Raw genomic sequence first — 19487 nt, 5'->3', positions numbered from 1 at the left:
GCCGGCCCGGACAGGTCGCCGATGATCGGCGGGAACCGCCTCGGCCTGCTGGCCGGCGACCTCGGTGCAGGAGTGTGCCCGTAACTCCGTTGGCAGAAAACTAACATGTTATCGATAACACGTTCAAGTGACGGTCATGAATTGAATGCCGCCCGCCTGCTGCCTCCGATCGCGGCCCGGTACGCCCCCAGGGCAGCGCCTGGGGCGCGTACCACCCGCGCACCTGTCCCTAGATGAACCGCCAGCGGTGGTCGCCGGCGCCGTTGTCGTCCCAGAGAATGATCTGGGCGCCCTGGCTCGACGAGGCGTTCAGCACGCCGAGGACGCGCCCGCCGTTGGCGGACTGGATCCGGAAGTAGCCGTTCGCGCCGTACCGCAGTCGCCAGCGGTTGCTGGTCGCGCCGTTGTCGGCCCACTGCACCACGCGGGCGCCGTTGGCACTGCCACCGTTCTCCACTCCCAGCACCTTGCCGCTGTGCGAGTTGCGCAGCCGAAGGTAGCCGCCGCTGTCGACGACCGCGGTCCAGAGGTGATCAGCGGTGCCGGTGTCGCCCCACTGGATCACCAGACCGCCGTCGGCGGTGGACATGTTCTGCACCCCGAGCACGAGGCCGGTGGCCAGGTTCTGGATCCGGCGGGCACCGTTGGGAAGGAACCGCCACTGGTTGTCCAGCGTGCCGTTGTCGGAGTCCTGCACCACCCGGGCGCCCTGCGCGGTCGACCCGCCCAGAACGGCCAGCAGCTTGCCGCTGTGCCCGTTGCGGACCTTGTGCGAGCCGTCGCCGGAGTCCACGATGGTCCACCGGTGGTCGGCCGTGCCGGTGTCCGACCATTGCAGGACCTGCGCGTTGTCGGCGGTGGACATGTCCTGCACGCCGAGCACCTTGCCGCTGTTGGCGTTGCGGAACCGCACCGCGCTGCCGTCGACCACCAGTTGCCAGTCGTGGTCGGTGGTGCCGTTGTCGCCCCACTGCAACGCCGGGGCGCCGTCGGCGGTGGACATGTTCTCGATACCCAGCACCAGGCCGCTGGCGACGTTGACCAGGCGGAACGTGGCGCCGGCGGGGCCGGTCTGACCGCCCGTGCTCCAGTAGACGGTGTAGTTGTGCCCGTGCGCGTCGTAGAACGGGATCAGGTTGACCTGTGACCCGTTGGCGGTGGCGGTGAAGGTGAGCGCTGAGGTGCTGGTGCGGGTGACCGAGGAGGTGGCCAGCGCGGGTAGCGCCGACAGCGCGGTGTTGCCGTAGTTGCCGGAGAGCACGGCGGGGCCGTAGGTGAGCGCCACGACGTTCGGGTTGTCGTTCGTCGGCTCCGGGATCACCCGCATCGGCAGGCGTACGGTCACCGTGTCGCCCGCGGCCCAGGAGCGGGTGAGGACGGCGTACGTGCCGGGTGTGGTGGCGATGTTCTGCTGGGCGCCGTTGACGCTGACCGTGGCGCCCTGCGTCCAACTCGGGATGCGGATGCGCATCGTCCACGAGCCGCCGGCGTTGCCGGTGACGGTGAGCGTCGTGGTGTCGCTGGCCGGGTAGCCGGTGGACTGGGTGACCGTGATGCCGCGCTGCGACCAGTTCAGCACCGACGGCATGAACAGGTTCACCGTCAACGTGTTGCCGTTGTGGAAGTAGATCGAGTCCATCAGCGTGGTGTTGCTCTCCAGCCCGGTGCCCTGGCAGCACCAGAAGGAGTTGTAGTCCGTACTCCAGGTGCCGCCGCCCCAGGCCGGCCCCACGCCGCGCCGCCCGCCCGGTTGCAGCGGCGTGAAGTAGGTGATGTGGCCGTGGTTGTCGGCCGGGTTCTGCGCGCCGACGAGGTGGTTGAGCAGCGCCCGCTCGTAGAAGTCGACGTACGCGATCCGGTTCGGGTCGAGCAGCCACAGCTCCCGGGTCAGCTTGAGCATGTTGTACGTGTTGCAGTGCTCGCAGGTGTCGTTGCGCAGGTACCCGGAGATCGCGTTGGGCGCGCGGAAGTGCTCGGCCTGGCTGTTGCCGCCGATCGCGTACGTGCGGGTGTTGGCGGTGATGTTCCACGCGTTGCTGGCGATGTCGCGGTAGCGGGTGGTGCCGGTGGCCTTGAACTCGCGGGCCGCACCGATCCACTTCGGGATCTGGGTGTTGGCGTGCAGCCCGTTGAGTTGATCCTGGTTGGCGGCGAGCGGGTTGAAGACGGCGGCGTGGTCGAACCGCTGGGCGACGGTCAGCCAGCGGGCGTCGCCGGTCTGCTGGTACAGGTCGGTCAGCACCGCGTTCATGCCGCCGAACTCGGTGCCCAGCATGGCCTGCATCTGGGCCGAGGTGAGCCGGCCGGTACGCCAGTCGACCCAGCCGGCCAGCGCCAGCAGCACGTCGCGGGCCTGGGTGTTGCCGATGTGCCGCCACACGTCGAGCAGGCCGACGAGGGTCTTGTGGATCGTGTAGTACGGCACGTTGCCGTTGTTCAGGGTGCGATTCTCCACGGCGGTGAAGTCGGATTCGGGGTAGCCGCAGAGGTAGCCGGCGTTGAATCCGGCGGCGGCGTTGTTGGCCTGGCACTTGGCCAGCTCGGCCACCATCTGGTTGGCCTTGTCCCGGCAGGTGGTGTCGCCGAGCACGGCCCACATGTTCGACCAGGCGGTCAGGAAGTGGCCCTGGGAGTGGGTGCGGAAGGGGAAGGTGGGTGCCTCCCAGCCGCCGAGGGCGGCGGCGCCGCCGGTGGAGAGGCGGTGGTTGGCGCGGAAGGTGTAGAGCAGCCGGTTGACGTCGACGAAGCGCAGGTAGTTCAGGGTGCGGTTCTGGTTGTCCAGCCAGCGGCTGGCGGTCAGCCGCACCTGACCCAGGTCGAAGGCGTACGCGGAGACGCCGAGGTCGGGCCGGGCAGGCGGGATCGCCGCGTTGGCGGTGCCGCCGCGCAGGGCGGGGCCGACCGCGGTGGCGAGGGCCGCCGCGCCGGCGACCTGGAGCACGTGGCGGCGGTTGAGTGACGGGTTGGGCATGACGGCCTCCGGGATTCTGTGGGCAGGGGCGACCAGGTGCCGCCCCTCGCGCCGGCCCACACGCAGCCGCATTGGTCAATGCGACTGATGTCGATGTTATCGCTAACATAATCAGCCGTTGACAACATCGCAACCCTCGCAGTCCCGGTGCGACACATCGACGGGAAACCGTTCCGCACCGTCGACGACTTGACCCTCGACCGGGTCGAGGCCGGACAGTGCCGATCGCACGACACCGGCGAGGGACCTCACCGACATCGGCCGGCGTGCCCGACTCAGGGAGGCTTCGTGGTGGCGACAACGGGCAGTCGGACGGCGCTGCCGCGCACGTACTGGACGTGGCTCGGCGGTACGACCCTGTCCCTGCTCGGCGTGCAGACCATGGCCTTCGCGATGGCCTGGGTGGCGGCCGGGCAGGGAGGTCGCTTCGCTGCGCTGGTGATCAGCGCGATCGTCCTGCCCCGGGTGCTGCTGCTGTTGGTCGGTGGCGCGGTGGCCGACCGGTTCGGCGCCTGGACCGTCATGGTGGTCTCGGACGCGGTGATGATCGTGGTCATGCTGGTGCTGGCCGTCGCCGTGTGGTGGTCGGCCGATCCGCGGCTGCCGCTGCTGCTGGCCGCCCTGGCCATCGGCATCGTGGACGCCTTCTACCTGCCGAGCACCGGCTCGATGCCCCGGCGTCTGGTGCCGGCGGCCGGGCTGGCTCGGGCGATGTCGGCCCGCAACCTGGCCGGTCAGCTGGCACTGTTCGCCGGTCCGGCGGCGGGCAGCCTGGTCCTGGTCGCGGCCGGGCTCGCCGGGGCGGCCCTGGCCAACGCCACCACGTTCGCGTTGCTGCTGGCGGTCCTGGTGGCCCTGCGACCCTACGCGGTGGACGGCCACGACGGCGGCGTGCCGGAGCCGGCGCAACCGGTGTGGCGGGCCGCGCTGGACGGGCTGCGGGTCGCCGCGTCGGATGCCGTGCTGCGGCCCGCGCTGCTGCTGATCGGGGTCGCCGCCGGCTTCCTGCTGCCCGTCACCGGGCTGCTGGTGCCGTTGCTGGCGCAGGAGCGGACGTGGCCGCCGCAGACCGCCGGCGCGATCGTCGCGGCACTGGCGCTGGGCACGGCGAGCGTCGCGGTGCTCGTGCTGGTGCGTGGCGCGCTGGCCGACCCGCACCGGGCGGCCGTCGCCAGCCTCCTGGTGGCTGCCGTCGGCGTGGCCGCGCTGGGTGCCGCCTCCACCCCGGCCGGTGCGATCGCGGCCGGGCTGCTGGCCGGCCTGGGATCGGGCGGGTTCGCCACCCACGTCGGCCCGCTGGTACTGGCCGCCACACCCGCCACCCACCTGTCCCGGGTGCAGGCCGTGCTCGTGCTCGTGCAGAACCTGCCGCTGGTGCTCACGACGAACGCGCTCGGCTCGCTCGCCGAGGCCACGCGAGCCGCGACCGTGCTGTACGGCTGTGCCGCTGTGCTGGCGACGGCCGCGTTGGCGGCCCTGGCCCCATCCGCCCTGGGCGCTCGAACTCGGGCTGACCGGGCAGAAAAAGCGGCTGTCGCCAACGGCAATACCTGATGGCCTGGTCGATGCTCGCGCCGCTCGGCGACGGCCAGCGGGGCCGGCTGATCACCGCCACGGGTGAGGTGGAGCGGCTGCTGCGAGATTCCGCGTTACAACGCCGACCCGTACGCCCACCACTGGTTCGCCAAGCGGGTTGGCGGTGTTGCCGTCGAGAACTGAACGATGGTTCAATTCTCCGTTCACCCGCCGCGCGCTTGGAGTCGTCCCGTGACCACACACGAGGTGTTCAACCAGGTTCCACCCCTGGCCGGCCACGACGCCGCGGACGACCCGGCGCTGCTCGACGGGCTCGCCCGCGAAGGCGCCGGCTGGGCCACCGACGAGGTGCGCGAACTCGGCCGGCTCGCCGGCACCGAGCCGGCGATCGAGCACGGCCGGCTGGCCAACGAACACCCGCCGGTGCTGCGTACCCACGACCGCTACGGCCACCGGATCGACGAGGTGGAGTTCCACCCCTCCTGGCACGAGTTGATGCGCACCGCCGTCGGCCACGGCCTGCACGCCGCGCCCTGGGCCGACGACCGGGTCGGCGCGCACGTCGCCCGGGCCGCGAAGTTCTACACCTGGCGCCCCGACGCCGGCCACGGGTGCCCGATCTCGATGACCTACGCGGCGGTGCCGGCGCTGCGGCACGCCCCGGACCTGGCCGCACGCTACGAGCCGCTGCTCACCACCACGGCGTACGACTTCGGGCTGCGGGCGCCGCTGACCAAGCGCGGTTTGCTGGCGGGCATGTCCATGACGGAGAAGCAGGGCGGCTCCGACGTACGCGCCAACACCACCGCCGCCCGTCCGCAGCCCGACGGCAGCTACCGCCTGACCGGGCACAAGTGGTTCACCTCCGCGCCGATGTGCGACCTCTTCCTCACCCTGGCCCAGGCGCCGGGCGGGCTGACCTGCTTCCTGCTCCCGCGGGTGCTCCCCGACGGCAGCCGCAACCCGATGCGGCTGATGCGACTGAAGGACAAGCTTGGCAACCGCTCCAACGCCTCTAGCGAGGTGGAGTACGACGACGCGGTCGCCTGGCGGGTCGGTGACGAGGGTCGGGGCGTACGCACCATCATCGACATGGTCAACCTGACCCGCCTGGACTGCGTGATCGGCGCGGCGGCCGGCATGCGGCAGGGCCTGATCACCGCCGCGCACCACGCCGCCCACCGGCGGGCCTTCGGCCGGCACCTCGTCGACCAGCCGCTGATGCGCAACGTCCTGGCCGACCTGGCGGTGGAGTCCGAGGCCGCCACGGTGCTGATGATGCGCCTCGCCGGCGCGACCGACCGGTCCGCGCGCGGTGACGCGACGGAGACCGCGTTCAAGCGGATCGCCCTGGCCGTCGGCAAGTACTGGGTCTGCAAGCGCTGGCCGGGCCACGCCGCCGAGGCCCTGGAATGCCTGGGCGGCAACGGCTACGTCGAGGAGTCCGGCATGCCGCGGCTGTTCCGCGAGTCGCCGCTGAACTCGATCTGGGAAGGGTCGGGCAATGTCGCCGCGCTGGACGTGCTGCGCGCGCTGGCCGGTCAGCCCGAGGTGATGGCGGCGTTCCGCGCCGAGGTGGCGGCCGCCGCCGGCGCCGACCCGCGACTCGACGCCGCCGCGCGCCAGGCGCTGGCCGCCCTGGCCGACCCGGCCGACCTGGAGGTGCGGGCCCGCCGGGTGGTCGAACAACTGGCGCTGCTGCTCCAGGGCGCGCTGCTGGTGCGGTACGGCCACCCCGCCGTAGCCGACGCCTTCTGCGCCTCCCGGCTCGGCGGCGACCGTGGCCACGCCTACGGCACCCTGCCCGCCGGGGTCGACTTCGCCGCCATTATCGACCGCGCCACCCCCAAACTGACCTGATCCTGGAGAGCTTGGACATTTTCCGCCCCAGAGGGCCACTCCAATCCAAGATTCGCCGAAAGCGCCTGTCCCACGTGTGGGTGGGCGCTTTTCGCGTTTGTTCTTGAGCGGTGCTCGGGCGCTGTGGGAGGCTGATCCGTCGATGCGTTGTCGCGCGCGCGAGTGACCGTCGCCCGATGGGCAGCCGGGGCCGCCATGGCCTGCGGCGGGCGGCGGCAGATGAGTTCGTCGTTTCCTCGTCCGCCTATGCCGAGGCCCTCGAAGGGCCAGGTCGGGCGGATTTCGCTCGTGACCATAAGGACAACCATGAGAATCCCGAACAGGCACGGTGTTCGACGCCCCGCCCTTACGTCGCCGCTGCCCCGGCGCGCTCGCGCGGCGCTGGTGGCGAGCATGTTGCTCGTCACCAGCGTGTGGACCGGCATCAACGCCCCGAGCGCCGGCGCGGCGACCGCGCCGGTGACCGTCACCGTGAACGCGCGGGCCGGGCTGGCCACCGTGCCCGGCACCGCACTCGGCGTCAACCACGCCATCTGGGACCAGCACCTGGGCACCAACGAGACGTCGGACCTGCTCAAGACGGCCGGCGTGCAGATGATGCGCTACCCCGGCGGCTCGTACGCCGACATCTATCACTGGCGCGACCACACCGCACCCGGCGGCTACGTCGCTCCCGGCACCGACTTCGACACCTTCATGGCCGCGACACGGCGGGTCGGCGCCGAACCGATGATCATCGCGAACTACGGCACCGGCACCCCGGCCGAGGCCGCCGACTGGGTGCGCTACGCCAACGTGACGAAGCGGTACGGCGCCCGGTACTGGACGGTCGGCAACGAGAACTACGGCAACGGGCACTACGGGTCCGGCTGGGAGGCCGACCACCATCCCGACAAGAGCGCCACCTACTACGCGAACCTGGTGGTCTCCTACGCCGAGGCGATGAAGGCCGTCGACCCCACCATCAAGGTCGGCGCGGTGCTGACCATGCCGGCCAACTGGCCGGACGGCCTGACCGCCGGTGACGATCCGGGCCCCTGGAACCAGACCGTGCTCTCCATCGCCGGGCCGAAAATCGACTTCGTCGACGTGCACTGGTACCCGGGCGGCAACGCCGGCGAATCGCTGCCCCGGACCAGCCACATCCCCGACGCGGTCCACCTGCTCCGGCAGCAGATCGCCCGGTACGCCGGCCCGAACGCCGCGCGGATCGGGATCAGCCTCACCGAGATCAACGTGACGGCCGACGGCATGACCAGCCAACCCGCCGCGCTCTTCCTGGCCGACGCCTACAGCGGGCTGCTGGCCAACGGCGTCTTCACGGTGCACTGGTGGAACGTGCACAACGGCATCGGGCGGGTGACGACGGTGGCAGGGCAGACCGACTACGGCGACTTCGGGCTCCTCTCCAGCGGCACCTGCACCTCCGACGGCGCGGTCTGCGAACCGCCGGTGAACACGCCGTTCGCGGCGTACCACGGGCTGTCCATGATGAGCCGCTTCGCGAAGACCGGCGACCAGTTCATCCGCGCCGGCACCGACCAGCCGCTGGTGACCGCGCACGCCGTCCGGCGCGGCAACGGTGAGGTGGCGGTGCTGCTGGTGAACAAGGATCCGGACAACAGCTACCCGGTCACCATCGACTACGCCGGCTTCGCCCCGTCGAGCGCCGCGCCGACGGTCCACACCCACACCAACGGCGCCACCGCCATCGCCACCAGCCAGAGCGGCAGCGCGACCAGCCGGACGCTGCCGCCGTACTCCCTGACCACCCTCGTGGTCCGCCCGGCGGTTCCGGCGACCGGCGCACCCGGCGCACCCGGTCAACCCAGCGCCGGCGCGGTCACCGACCGGAGCGCGACCATTTCCTGGCCGGCGGCCACCCCGGGCGCCAGCCCGATCGCCAAGTACGAGGTCCACCGGCAGTTCGGCGCGGTCAGCGAGCAACTCGGCGAGACCGCCGGCACCTCGCTCACCGTCGGCAACCTCAACCCCGGCAGCAGGTACACGGTCAACGTGCTGACCCGCGACACTGCCGGTCGGGTCTCCTGGGCCTCGCCGCCACTGACCTTCACCACCGGAAGCCCGGCCGAGAGCGCCTGTGGCGTCCGCTTCACCAACGACACGGACTGGGGCAACGGCTACGTGGCGACGGTGGAGATCGTCAACAACACCGAGCGGCCGATCAACGGCTGGACGCTGACCTGGACCTGGCCGACGTCCTGGCAGCGGATCGGCAGCGGCTGGAACGCGAACTGGGAACAGACCGGCACCAACGTCCGGGTGACCAGCACCGACGACAGCCGTCAGCTCGCCGCCGGAGGCACGGTGAGCGCCGGCTTCGTCGGCGAGTACAGCGGCCCGAACGTCGTACCGACCGCCTTCCGGCTCAACGGCACGCTCTGCACCGCGCTCTGACGCCCGCGCGGTAGGCAACGACCGGTGCCCCGGCCGCAGGACGGCCGGGGCACCGGGGGACGGGTCGGGGTCAGGAACAGGCGGCCCCGTTGAGGGTGAACCGGTTGGGCGCGGTGTTGGTGCCGTTGTGGGTGCCCTGTAGACCGAAGCTGACGCTCTGGTTGGCCCCGATCGTGCCGTTGTAGGCGACGTTGCGCGCGGTCACCTGGTTGCCGCTCTGGGTGATGGTGGCGTTCCAGGCGTTGGTGACCTGCTGGCTGTTGGGCCAGGTCCACTGCACCGTCCAGCCGTTGACCGGGCTCGTACTGGTGTTGGTGACGGTGATGTTGGCGACCAGGCCGTTGTTCCACGAGTCGGCCGTGTACTGCACCCGGCAGGACGTCGAGCCGGGCGGCGGCGTGGTCGGCGGCGGCGGTGCGGTGGTGGGCGGCGGCGGTGCGGTGGTGGGCGGCGGCGGTGCGGTGGTGGGCGGCGGCGGTGCGGTGGTGGGCGGCGGGTTGCTGCCGGTCAGACCGAAGAACTCGATGGCGACCCGGGCCATGCCGGACGACGGGAGGCTGTGCCCGGCGCCCTGGATGGCGTACGCCTCCACCCGCACGGTGCCCGACGAGTCGGCGAAGCGGCGGCGGTTCCAGTTGGCCTGCGGGGTGTCAGTGGACGTGGGGTTCTGGCTCAACCCGGCCACGTTCGTCCACTGCTCGACCGCCTCCTGGAGGAGTTGGAAGGGGATCAGGTTGTCGGCGGTGCCGTGCCACAGCTGCACCCGGGGACGGGGCCCGCTGTAGCCGGAGTAGGCCTGCCGGACGGCGTCGCCCCACTGCTGCGGGGTCCGGTCCATCCGACCGTTGACGCACTGGCTGTTGGTGGGTGGGAAGTCGGCGGCGTTGGCGAAGCAGTTGAACGGTACGCCCATGAACGCCGCGCCGGCCTTGTACACGTCCGGGTAGAGCGCCATCAGGGCCTGGGTCATCATCCCGCCCGACGAGCTGCCGGTGGCGAAGACCCGCTGCAGGTCGCCGCCGTACTGCCGCTGCGCGTAGTTGACCATCGACATGATGGAGACCGGGTCGCTGCCGCCGTCGCGCCGCTTGGACGCGGCGGACCACACGTCGAAGCAGTTGCCGAAGCCGGCCTGCTGCGTCGCGGTGGGGTAGATGACCAGGAAGCCGTACTGGTCGGCGAGTCGGGCGAACTCACTGCCCGAGTAGAAGCCCTGGCCGGAGCCGCCGCAGCCGTGCATGGCCACCACGATGGCGGGATTGGCCGGCCGGTTGTCCGGCGCGTAGATGTGCATCCGCATGTTGCCCGGGTTGCTACCGAAGTTCGTCACCTCGACCAGGGACGCGGCGGCGGCCGGCTGTGCGGCCAGGACGACGCCCGTCGCGGCGAAGAGGAGCGCGGCGGCCAGCGATGCCAGCGCCGCTGTGGTTCGTTTCACGTTGACCTCCATGGAGTACGGATCGACACCGGACCCCGGCCACGGTGAAGACGGCGCCGACGCGCCCTTTGTCAACCGAGGAGTGAGGACCGGTATCGCGATGCGGGAGGTGCTGCCCTACGGAACACGCGTCCGTTCACCTCGCCCTGCCAACGGTGCATATCGTGCCAATCCGCAGCTCGCGCGTAGCCAAAGTATGCGCTTCCATCGATGGCTCGAGCAAGATGCTTGCAGATATCGATAGTTTCGGAATTCCATGATCGCGGTCATCCATGATCGAGCTTTCGGGTACGCCGCGATCACCCACCCGGGCAGCCACGACCGCCGCTGATCGGAATGCACTGCGTGATGCGGGGCGCCGGCTCCTCATCGCTCGGGGTGTGACCGACCAACGGTGCCGTGGCCGCGCTTCCGGCAATCGAGACGGCGACATAGATCAGCGCCACGCCCGCCAGAGACCAGAGGAAACGGCGCGTCCACTCCCGGTCGCCGACGAGCCCGGCGAGCAGCGTCCCGACCACCGGCAGCGCCAGATTGAGCAGCAGCGCAGTGCTCAGAATGGTGTCGGTGGTCGTTCCGAATCCCTCCGCCGCCGCCCTGGTCGGCAGGTACGGCGACGAGGTGCGCCGGATCAGACCCACGATGAGCAGGAACGGTACGCCGTAGAGCCAGGTGCACAGCAGTACGCCGAATCCGACGCGCTTCATCGACCACCGTGCCAGAGCATGCCGACCGCCGCCGCGGCCACGACGCTGCCCAGCGCCGCCAGGGTGCCGGTGACGATCGAGGAGGAGACCCAGCGCGCGAGCAGGGCGGTGACCGGCAGCGTGATGATCAGCAGAGCCACGAGAACCGGCCCGGCGATGATCATCAGCAGGATGACTTCCTGGCCCGGCGTCATGCAACTGAACACCGCTGCGCAGTCTCGATCCGGTGCAACTGGTATCCCGGCCCGACCGACGAGAACCGCGGCGATCACGGTGGCATACCACCCCAGCGCCACAAGCAGACTCAACCCGAACGACGCCCTACGTCGTGTCTTCACACCATCCATGCCCGCGAATCCTGGCACGGCATCGGGGCCTGGCGTATCCGCACGCGTACTCATTTCACACCGACGGGGTCACTGGTTCGATTCGGCGGCATCATCGACTGGTCGGAATCTCCGGCGCGGAACCGGCCGTGGATCTCGGCTTCGCGTATTTGCTGCTGCGCCGCCGGGTAGAGGCTGCGGTGCGTGTCGCCGCTGGGCTGCGGCGGTGGCGACGGCGTTCGACAGCTACGGCGGGTTTGATCCCGAGACGGCGTCGCGTGGTCACGTCCTCGCCGCACTTACCCGTAGACCTTGGACAGTTCCCGTTTCGCCGGAACGAGAACTGTCCAAGATCTACGTACCGTCTCCCGCGATCTGGGAGGCCCGGAGGCTATCCGCGCTCGTTCTGACTCCGTACAACTGGAAGACAAACAGCGCGTTGCCGTCGCTCATCGCGATCCGCTCGCAGAAGTTGACGCGTACGCCCCAGTGCTGCCGGGGCACGCAATCAGCGGCGGGTGCTGCGTTCGTCGTCCGGAAAGTCGCTCCTCAGATCAGGGAACGTCGGGATCGGGGTGCTCGGCCACGAAACGCTCGCCCGTTCCGTCGTCGACCGACCGAGACCACCTCTGGGCAGGAGCCGGCTGTGGAGGCGGTGGGTGCGGTCACGGATGAGCTGGTCCGACGCGTGGGCCGAGTTCGTCCCGTTCCTCGCCTTCGACGTCGAGATCCGCAAGGTCATCTGCTCCACGAACGCGATCGAGTCGGTGAACGCCCGCATTCGCAAGGCCGTGCGAGCTCGTGGCCACTTCCCGAACGAGCAAGCCGCGCTCAAGTGCGTGTACATGGCGTTGATGAGCCTCGACCCGACCGGCGCCGGCCGCCGGCGGTGGACCATGCGCTGGAAGGCACCACTGAACGCCTTCCAGATCGCCTTCGACGGCCGGCTCACCCCGGCCAACCACTGACCACCTCAACAAACCAAGATCAGCCGTTAACTTGACACTCCCGCTGTTGGCAGCTCAGCGGCCTGTTGAGGCATAGACTGTCATGAAAGTTGATTTTGTGTTCCACTGGTCAGCGTCCGGACCTGGACCCGCAGCCATGGCCCTTCCGCTCATCAGCCCAAGTGGATGGAGAATCGATGCGACGTGTCCTCGTTACGCTCGTTGCCGCGGCGACCATGCTGGCCGGTGCCGCGTGTGGTGCCGAGAAAGCCACATCCCCTGGCCAGCCCGACAAGGTCAACGTCGGCGTCATCGCCATCGCGGACGTGGCACCGGTCTACCTCGGCAAGGACAAGGGTTTCTTCAGCAGTCGCGACATCGACCTGACGCTGACGACGGCCCAGGGCGGTGCGGCCATCATCCCGGCCGTCGTCAGCGGGGATTACCAGTTCGGTTTCAGCAACACGATCTCGCTTCTGCTCGGCCAGTCGAAGAACCTGCCGTTGAAGGTGGTGTGCAACGGCAACAGTTCGACGGGAGTGGACGGCCAGGACTTCGCCGGCCTGTTCGTGCGGGCCGACAGTCCGATCCGGTCGCCGAAGGACCTGGCGGGCAAGACGGTGGCCGCCAACACGTTGAACAACATCGTCGACACCACCGTCCGGGCCTCGGTCCGGAAGGACGGCGGGGACGCGTCGGCGGTGAAGTTCGTCGAGTTGCCGTTCCCGGACCAGGGCCCCGCACTGCAGTCCGGCCGGGTCGACGCCATCTTCGTGGTCGAGCCGTTCCAGCAGGCGGCGCTCACCGCGGGGGCCCGGAAGATCGCGTCCAGCTATGTCGACGCGGCACCGGGCCTCACCGTCGCCATGTACTTCACCTCGACTCAACTGGCCAGCCAGAATCCAGATCTCGTCAAACGCTTCAGTGAAGCGATGAAGGAGTCACTGGCGTACGCGGACAGCCACCCGGACGAGGTGCGGACGGCGCTGGGCGGCTACACCAAGATTGCGCCGGAAGTCCGGGCGACGATGATCCTGCCCAAGTGGCCGGCCGAGATCAACCGCGACTCGGTGCAGGCGCTCGCCGATCTGGCCGTGACCGACGGCCTGCTCACCACCAAGCCCGACCTCGACAAACTGCTGCCCTAAACCACGGCCCGGGGCCGGCGCCCTTCCGTTGATCATGAGGTTAGCGGCAGTTTGAAGATCGAAGACTGCCGCTAACCTCATGATCAACGCGGTTATCGGTGGGGGAGGGGTGGGCATGGCAGGTTGGACGTACGACGACATTCCTGACCAGAGCGGGCGTACCGCGATCGTCACCGGAGCCAACAGCGGGCTGGGTTTCGAGACCGCGCGGATGCTCGTCGGCCGGGGCACGCGGGTCGTCCTTGCCTGCCGCGACCAGGGTCGGGGCGCGGCGGCCGCCGGCCGGCTCCGCGAGCAGTTCCCGGCGGGCGAGGTGAGCGTCGCCCGGCTCGACCTGGCCGATCTCGACTCGGTGGCCGCGTTCGCCGCCGCCTTCCGTGCCGACCATGACCGGCTCGATCTGCTGATCAACAACGCCGGGGTGTTGTATCCCCCGTTGCAGCGGACCCGGCAGGGCTTCGAACTCCAGTTCGGCACCAATCATCTCGGCCACTTCGCGCTCACCGGCCACCTGCTTGCGCTGCTGCGGGCCACCCCGGCGGCGCGGATCGTCACCGTCGCCAGCAACGCCCACCGCACCGGCCGGATCGACTTCGACGATCTCAACTGGGAGCGGCGGCGTTACCAGCGGTTCGCCGCGTACGCCCAGAGCAAGCTGGCGAACCTGCTGTTCGTCCTGGAGTTGCACGGTCGGCTGGCCGCGGCCGGCTCGCCGCTGCGGTCCACCGCCGCGCACCCCGGCTGGGCCTACACCGGCCAGCGTGGACACCGGGACAATTTCGTCAACACCGTCGCCCGGGCGCTCGCGATGACGACGCACGACGGGGCGCTGCCGACCGTGCGCGCGGCCACCGACCCGGACGCCGAGAGCGGCAGCTACTGGGGGCCGGCGCACCGTTTCCAGTACGCCGGCCCGCCGGTCCGAGTCACCACGACGAAGCGGGCGCGTGACATCGCCCTGGCGCGGCGGCTCTGGGTGGAGAGCGAACGGCTGACCGAGGTGACGTACGACCTACCGACGTGACGACGGGCGAGACGCGGCATCCGTTTCGGCGGAATGGCGGGGTCCAGGGGAAGCGGATACCGCCATCCCGCCGAAACGGTGTCGATCAACCGGCCGGGGTCAGCTGGCGGTGGGGATGGGATCGCCCTGCCGGCCGTCGCGTCGCCGGGCCAGCGCACCCAGCACGACGTCGACGACGAGGAAGCCGAGCAGGGGAACGCCGAACCCCGGCAGGGCCCAGCCGACCGCGGCGACCACCGGTACGCCGACCAGCAGCGCCCACCAGGGCAGCCCGCGCAGGGCGCCGCGGGCGGGCGGAGCTCCGACGAAAGCAGGCCGGTCACGGCGGGTGGGGCGCCGCTGCCACCACATGCGATAGCCCCAGACGATGACGCAGAGCAGGCCGACGGCGAGCGCGGCGAGCAGGATCTGGTTGACCGTACCGAAGAGCAGACCCATGTGCGCCTGCACGCCGAGGGCGCTGAGCTTGGCCAGCACCGGCCAGTCGGCGAAGTCGTTGCGGGCGGTCACCGCGTCGGCGTCCGGGTCGACGGCGACCTGGTCCCGCCCCACCGGCCAGGTGTTGTCGGTCTGGGCGACCGCCCAGGCGTCCCCGGGCTCGCCGGGGCTGATCTCGACCGGCCCGGACAGGCCGGCGTCGCGGGCCACCGCCAGGACCCGGTCGAAGGTGGCCGGGTCGACCGCCGCCGAGGCGGGCGCGCCACCGTGCTGGTGCTCGCCACCGCCGACGGCGGACGCGCCCTCCAGCGCGGTGGCCAGCGCGGGTCGCCGGGCGTCGAGCGCGTCCAGCCCGGCGGCGAGGTTTCCCCCGGCGAAGCGGGACCACGTCAGACCGGTCGCGGAGAGGATGAGCAGCCCCACGGCGAGCCAGACACCGGTGGTGGCGTGCCATCCCCGGGTACGCCGGACCCCCTTGCCGGCCGAGAGGTCGGGCACCAGCAGGTGCTTCACCCGGCCGCGTCCGGTGCGCCGGCGACGCCACCACAGCACGATGCCGCCGAGCGCCGGGACCCAAAGCCAACTGGCGGCGATCTCCGAGTAGTGCCGCCCGAGGTCGCCCAGGTGCAGATTGCGGTGCAGGTCGTCGAGCCAGGTGGTGGCGGGGTCGAGCCGAACCAGGTGGTGAGCTGCCCCCGCACCTCGCCGGTGTACGGGTCGACGTAGACGGTGTGTTGCCGGTCGCCCAGTTCCGGCAGCGAGAACACCACCCGCGTGGTGTGCTCTCCGATGCCGGGTGCCACGGCCGCGAGGGTGCCGTCCGGGTGGGCGGTCCGGGCCGCGGTGATCTGCTCGGCCAGCGGCCGGGGCTGGTCGCCGACGGTGGCCACGGTGAGTTGGTCGCCGTAGAGGGCCTGGTCCAGCTGCGGCGTGACGGTGTACGCCAGGCCGGTCAGTGCGGCCACCACCAGGAACGGGGCGACCAGGATGCCGGCGTAGAAGTGCAGGCGGAGCAGCATCGCCGCCAGCGGGGAGGGGCGTCGTGGCGGGCGGGCCGCCGGCTGGGCGGTGGTGGGCTCAGGGCCGGGCGTGGACTCCGGCATCGGTGCGCCGGGGGCTTCGGTCAGAGACATACACTTTTCCGATCGGACTAGAAGGTATTCGTGCGAACTGATCCGCGCCCCTCGGATCAGTGGTGCTGCCGTCGCCCGGATGCTCGCCGCTTCGAGCATCTGGTCGGATCAGTGGCCGGTCCGGCTCCCGCCGGTGTCGTTGCCGTTCCTATTTAGGACCGGAACTGACCTGACCGGCCCGTAGCGTCGATCGCATGATCAACGACATCGTTCCGTTCCGCCTCGACATCCCCCAGGCCCAGCTCGACGACCTGGCCGCGCGCCTGGCCAACACCCGCTGGCCCGACGAACTGCCCGAGGTCGGCTGGAGCCGTGGCGTGCCGGTGGGCTACCTCAGGGCGCTGGCCGAGCACTGGCGTACCCGCTACGACTGGCGTACGTACGAGGCGGAGCTGAACAAGTTGCCGCACCACCTCACCGAGGTCGACGGGCAGCGGCTGCACTTCCTGCACGTACGCTCACCCGAGCCCGACGCCACGCCGCTGCTCCTGCTGCACGGCTGGCCGAGCTCGTTCCTGGACTTCCTGGACGCGGCCGGGCCGCTCGCCGACCCACGCGCCCACGGCGCCGATCCGGCCGACGCGTTCCACCTGGTGATCCCGTCGCTGCCCGGCTTCGGCTTCTCCGCCCCGCTGTCCGGGCCGGGCTGGGGCAGCGAACGGATGGCCGGTGCCCTGGTCGAGCTGATGGACCGGCTCGGCTACCGGCGCTACGGCGTGCAGGGCGGGGACACCGGCTCGTTCGTCGCGCCGGCGATCGGCCGGCTGGCCCCCGAGCGGGTGCTCGGCGTGCACGTCAACGCGCTGCTCACCTTCCCGAGCGGCGCTCCGGGCGAACTCGACGGGCTCACCGAGACCGAGCAGCAGCGGCTGGCCGCGCTGACCGCCTACAACGACGGATACCTCCAGATCCAGGCGAAGTCGCCGCACACTCTGGCGTACGGGCTGCACGACTCACCGGCCGGGCAGCTCGCCTGGATCGTCGAGATGTTCCAGCGGATGACCGACCACCCCGCCGACGGGCACTTCGACGACGCGATCGACCGGGACCGCCTGCTGACCAACGTCAGCCTGTACTGGCTGACCGGCACGGCCGGCTCCGCCGCCCAGGTCTACTACGAGGACATCACCGACGACGGCAACGCCTGGTCCGACGATGGCACCGACGCGGCGGTGGGCGACTGGGGGACGGGGCAGCGGCCCACCGTGCCGACCGGCGTGCTGGTGTCCCGGTCCCGCGACGTCACCATCCGACGCCTCGCGGAACGGGATCACCACGTCGTGCACTGGGCCGAGTACGACAGCGGTGGGCACTTCTTCGCCATGGAGCGGCCGGACCTCTTCGTCGCCGACCTGCGTACCTTCTTCGGCAAGCTGCGCTGAACCCGGTCGGGGTCAGACCTGCGGCAGGCCGACGTAGTTCTCCGCCAGGCTGGTCGCGTACGACCGCGAGGTGGTCACGTACCGCAGGGTCGCCGACTGGAGCTTCGCCTCGTACGGGTCGTCGGCGTTGAGCCGGTGCAGCATGGAGGTCATCCACCAGGAGAACTGCTGGGCCCGCCACACCCGACGCAGCGCCGTGCGGGAGTAGCCGTCCAGCAGTTCGGTGCTGCCGTCGGCGTACCAGGCGGCGAAGGCGTCACCGAGCAGCGTCACGTCGGCCAGGGCCAGGTTCATGCCCTTGGCGCCGGTGGGCGGCACGATGTGCACCGCGTCGCCGGCCAGGTAGAGCCGCTGCCACTGCATCGGTTCGACCACGAGGCTGCGCAGCGGGGTGATCCCCTTCTCCAGGATCGGGCCCTCGTTGAGCTTCCAGCCGGGCACCGTCTCCAGCCGGGTGCGCAGCTCGGCCCAGATCCGCTCGTCCGGCCAGTCGGCGATGTCCTCGTCGGCGGGCACCTGGAGATACAGCCGGGAGATCTGCGGCGACCGCATGCTGTACAGCGCGAAACCCCGCTCGTGGTGGGCGTAGATGAGCTCGTCCACCGCGGGCGGGGCGGCGGCGAGCACGCCCAGCCAGGCGAACGGGTAGGTGCGCTCGTAGGTGGTCAGCACCCCGTCGGGCACCGCCGGGCGGCTGATCCCGTGGTAGCCGTCGCAGCCGACCACGAAGTCGCAGTGCAGCTCCTCCTCCCGGCCCTGGTGCCGGAAGTGGATCACCGGCGCCGAGTCCAGCCCGGAGAGGCGCTCGGCCGGCGCCTCGAACAGGATGGTCCCGCCCGCGTCGAGCCGGGCGGCGATCAGGTCCTTGACCACCTCCTGCTGCCCGTACACGGTGATCGCCCGGCCGGTCAACTCCGTCATCGGCACCCGGTGCGACTCGCCGTCGAAGCGCAGCTCGATGCCCTCGTGCCGCATCCCCTCGCGGTCCATGCGCGCCCCCAGGCCGGTCTCCCGCAGCAGGTCGACCGAGCCCTGTTCGAGCACCCCGGCGCGCAACCGGTGCTCCACGTACTCCCGGCTGCGGCTCTCGATCACCACGGAGGAGATGCCCTGCCGGTGCAGCAGGTGCGACAGCATGAGCCCGGCCGGGCCTGCTCCGATGATGCCGACCTGGGTACGCATCCGTGCCTCCTTGACGCTTGCGGTGGTGGGGGCGACATGGTCACCCGGCGCACCAGCCTGCCCGATCGCGTCCCGCGCCGCCGCTGTCGCTTTCCACTCAGTGGAAGGCTGGCTCGATCCGGGCATTCACCTGGCCGGAGCATGCTCAGGCGCTTCTCCGCTGCACTGGGCGAATCGAGGACTGCGCCGCCTCGGCCAACCGGGCGGCGACCCCGTCGGCCGCCGCGCGTAACGCCGGCACGAGCCGCTGCGGGTTGGCGCCGAGGCTGTGCCCGACGACGCCGATCGCGGCGACGACGACCCCGTCGGCGTCGCGCACCGGGACGGCGACCGAGCAGGAACCGAGGGTCATCTCCTCGTGGGTGAGCGCCCAGCCGCGCTCCCGCACGGTGGCCAGCTCGCGGGCCAGCCGGCCCGGCTCGGTCACGGTGTACGCCGTGCAGCGGCGCAACGGTCGGCGCAGGTGCGCGGCGACGACCTCCGGCGGGGCGTACGCCAGCAGCGCCTTGCCGACGCCGGTGGCGTGCAGCGGCAGCCGTCCCCCGGTCCTGGAGATGGTCGGCACCGACTTGTGCCCGGTGACCTTCTCCACGTACAGCGCCTCGTCGCCGTCCCAGACCGCCAGGTGCACGTTCTCCCGCACCGTGGTGTACAGCTCCTGAAGGTAGGGCAGGGCCACCTCGCGCAGCCGGGTGTGCAGCGGCGAGAGCAGCCCGGCCTCCCACAGCCGGACGCCGATGGTGTACCTGCCGTCGGCGGCGCGGGCCAGCGCCCGGCCGGTCACCAGTTCGGCGACCAGCCGGTGCGTGGTGGCCAGCGGCAGCCCGCTGCGCCGGGCGATGTCGCTGAGTGTCAACGCCGGGTGGGCCGCGTCGAACGCGCCCAGCACGGCCAGGACACGCGAGGTCACCGATGCGCCGGGGGTCCGGCTTCCGCCTGCCACGGCAACTCCCTTCCTCGCCCCGAACCGTGTGCGG

15 protein-coding genes are annotated in these 19487 nt (G+C 70.7%); 7 read left to right on the top strand and 8 right to left on the bottom strand.

Annotation, left to right across the window (positions count from 1 at the left end; translation table 11 throughout):
- Positions 1-229 precede the first annotated feature (229 nt).
- Complete coding sequence (locus IEY61_RS03295; RefSeq protein WP_189040711.1) at positions 230-2971, bottom strand: beta-L-arabinofuranosidase domain-containing protein; 2742 nt, start codon at positions 2969-2971, stop codon at positions 230-232.
- A 288-nt stretch (positions 2972-3259) separates the two neighbouring features.
- Here IEY61_RS03295 and IEY61_RS03290 point away from each other — a divergent pair, with 288 nt between their 5' ends.
- The 3 genes from IEY61_RS03290 to IEY61_RS03280 all read left to right on the top strand — a co-directional run bounded on the left by IEY61_RS03290 (position 3260) and on the right by IEY61_RS03280 (position 8785).
- Positions 3260-4525 carry an MFS transporter gene (locus IEY61_RS03290; protein ID WP_229705645.1) on the top strand — a complete coding sequence of 422 codons (1266 nt, stop codon included), beginning with the start codon at positions 3260-3262 and terminating at the stop codon, positions 4523-4525.
- A gap of 213 nt (positions 4526-4738) precedes the next feature.
- Positions 4739-6367: an isovaleryl-CoA dehydrogenase gene (locus tag IEY61_RS03285; RefSeq protein WP_189040710.1), complete on the top strand. Its 1629-nt coding sequence runs from the start codon at positions 4739-4741 to the stop codon at positions 6365-6367.
- A 393-nt stretch (positions 6368-6760) separates the two neighbouring features.
- Positions 6761-8785 (top strand): cellulose binding domain-containing protein, encoded by a 2025-nt coding sequence (locus IEY61_RS03280; protein ID WP_229705644.1) that lies wholly within the window; start codon positions 6761-6763, stop codon positions 8783-8785.
- A gap of 70 nt (positions 8786-8855) precedes the next feature.
- On the opposite strand, the gene IEY61_RS03275 is transcribed toward IEY61_RS03280, so the two are convergent.
- The 3 genes from IEY61_RS03275 to IEY61_RS03265 form a co-directional block, all read right to left on the bottom strand.
- Positions 8856-10235: an extracellular catalytic domain type 1 short-chain-length polyhydroxyalkanoate depolymerase gene (locus tag IEY61_RS03275; protein WP_189040708.1), complete on the bottom strand. Its 1380-nt coding sequence runs from the start codon at positions 10233-10235 to the stop codon at positions 8856-8858.
- 287 nt (positions 10236-10522) lie between these two features.
- Positions 10523-10930: a hypothetical protein gene (locus IEY61_RS03270; protein WP_189040707.1), complete on the bottom strand. Its 408-nt coding sequence runs from the start codon at positions 10928-10930 to the stop codon at positions 10523-10525.
- A complete protein-coding gene (locus tag IEY61_RS03265; RefSeq protein ID WP_189040706.1) occupies positions 10927-11226 on the bottom strand; it encodes a hypothetical protein in 300 nt (99 codons plus the stop codon). Before IEY61_RS03265 ends, IEY61_RS03270 begins: the two co-directional genes overlap by 4 nt.
- A gap of 548 nt (positions 11227-11774) precedes the next feature.
- Between IEY61_RS03265 and IEY61_RS03260 the strand changes: the two genes are divergently transcribed.
- The 3 genes from IEY61_RS03260 to IEY61_RS03250 all read left to right on the top strand — a co-directional run bounded on the left by IEY61_RS03260 (position 11775) and on the right by IEY61_RS03250 (position 14375).
- Complete coding sequence (locus IEY61_RS03260; RefSeq protein ID WP_308424542.1) at positions 11775-12224, top strand: transposase; 450 nt, start codon at positions 11775-11777, stop codon at positions 12222-12224.
- A gap of 176 nt (positions 12225-12400) precedes the next feature.
- The gene (locus IEY61_RS03255; RefSeq protein WP_189040705.1) at positions 12401-13351 is read left to right on the top strand and encodes an ABC transporter substrate-binding protein; all 951 of its coding nucleotides are present in this window, start codon (positions 12401-12403) and stop codon (positions 13349-13351) included.
- A gap of 115 nt (positions 13352-13466) precedes the next feature.
- Positions 13467-14375 (top strand): oxidoreductase, encoded by a 909-nt coding sequence (locus IEY61_RS03250; protein WP_189040704.1) that lies wholly within the window; start codon positions 13467-13469, stop codon positions 14373-14375.
- A 99-nt stretch (positions 14376-14474) separates the two neighbouring features.
- On the opposite strand, the gene IEY61_RS32070 is transcribed toward IEY61_RS03250, so the two are convergent.
- Together IEY61_RS32070 and IEY61_RS32065 are read right to left on the bottom strand one after the other, a co-directional pair.
- Entirely contained in the window at positions 14475-15326 is an 852-nt protein-coding gene (locus IEY61_RS32070; protein WP_373293088.1) for a PepSY-associated TM helix domain-containing protein, read from the bottom strand.
- The gene (locus IEY61_RS32065) at positions 15323-15946 is read right to left on the bottom strand and encodes a PepSY-associated TM helix domain-containing protein (RefSeq protein ID WP_373293087.1); all 624 of its coding nucleotides are present in this window, start codon (positions 15944-15946) and stop codon (positions 15323-15325) included. Before IEY61_RS32065 ends, IEY61_RS32070 begins: the two co-directional genes overlap by 4 nt.
- Before the next feature lie 194 nt (positions 15947-16140).
- Between IEY61_RS32065 and IEY61_RS03240 the strand changes: the two genes are divergently transcribed.
- Entirely contained in the window at positions 16141-17328 is a 1188-nt protein-coding gene (locus IEY61_RS03240; RefSeq protein WP_189040703.1) for an epoxide hydrolase family protein, read from the top strand.
- A gap of 12 nt (positions 17329-17340) precedes the next feature.
- Here the strand turns inward: IEY61_RS03240 and IEY61_RS03235 are convergent, their stop codons facing one another.
- Both IEY61_RS03235 and IEY61_RS03230 read right to left on the bottom strand, forming a co-directional pair.
- Entirely contained in the window at positions 17341-18510 is a 1170-nt protein-coding gene (locus tag IEY61_RS03235) for a 4-hydroxybenzoate 3-monooxygenase (protein WP_189040702.1), read from the bottom strand.
- A gap of 145 nt (positions 18511-18655) precedes the next feature.
- A complete protein-coding gene (locus IEY61_RS03230) occupies positions 18656-19420 on the bottom strand; it encodes an IclR family transcriptional regulator (protein ID WP_229705643.1) in 765 nt (254 codons plus the stop codon).
- Between the last annotated feature and the right edge of the window lie 67 nt (positions 19421-19487).

The organism is Micromonospora sonchi (genome assembly GCF_014646235.1).
Taxonomy (GTDB): domain Bacteria; phylum Actinomycetota; class Actinomycetes; order Mycobacteriales; family Micromonosporaceae; genus Micromonospora; species Micromonospora sonchi.
Note: the sequence above shows the minus strand (reverse complement) of the source record. Positions and strands in the feature narration are given on the sequence as shown.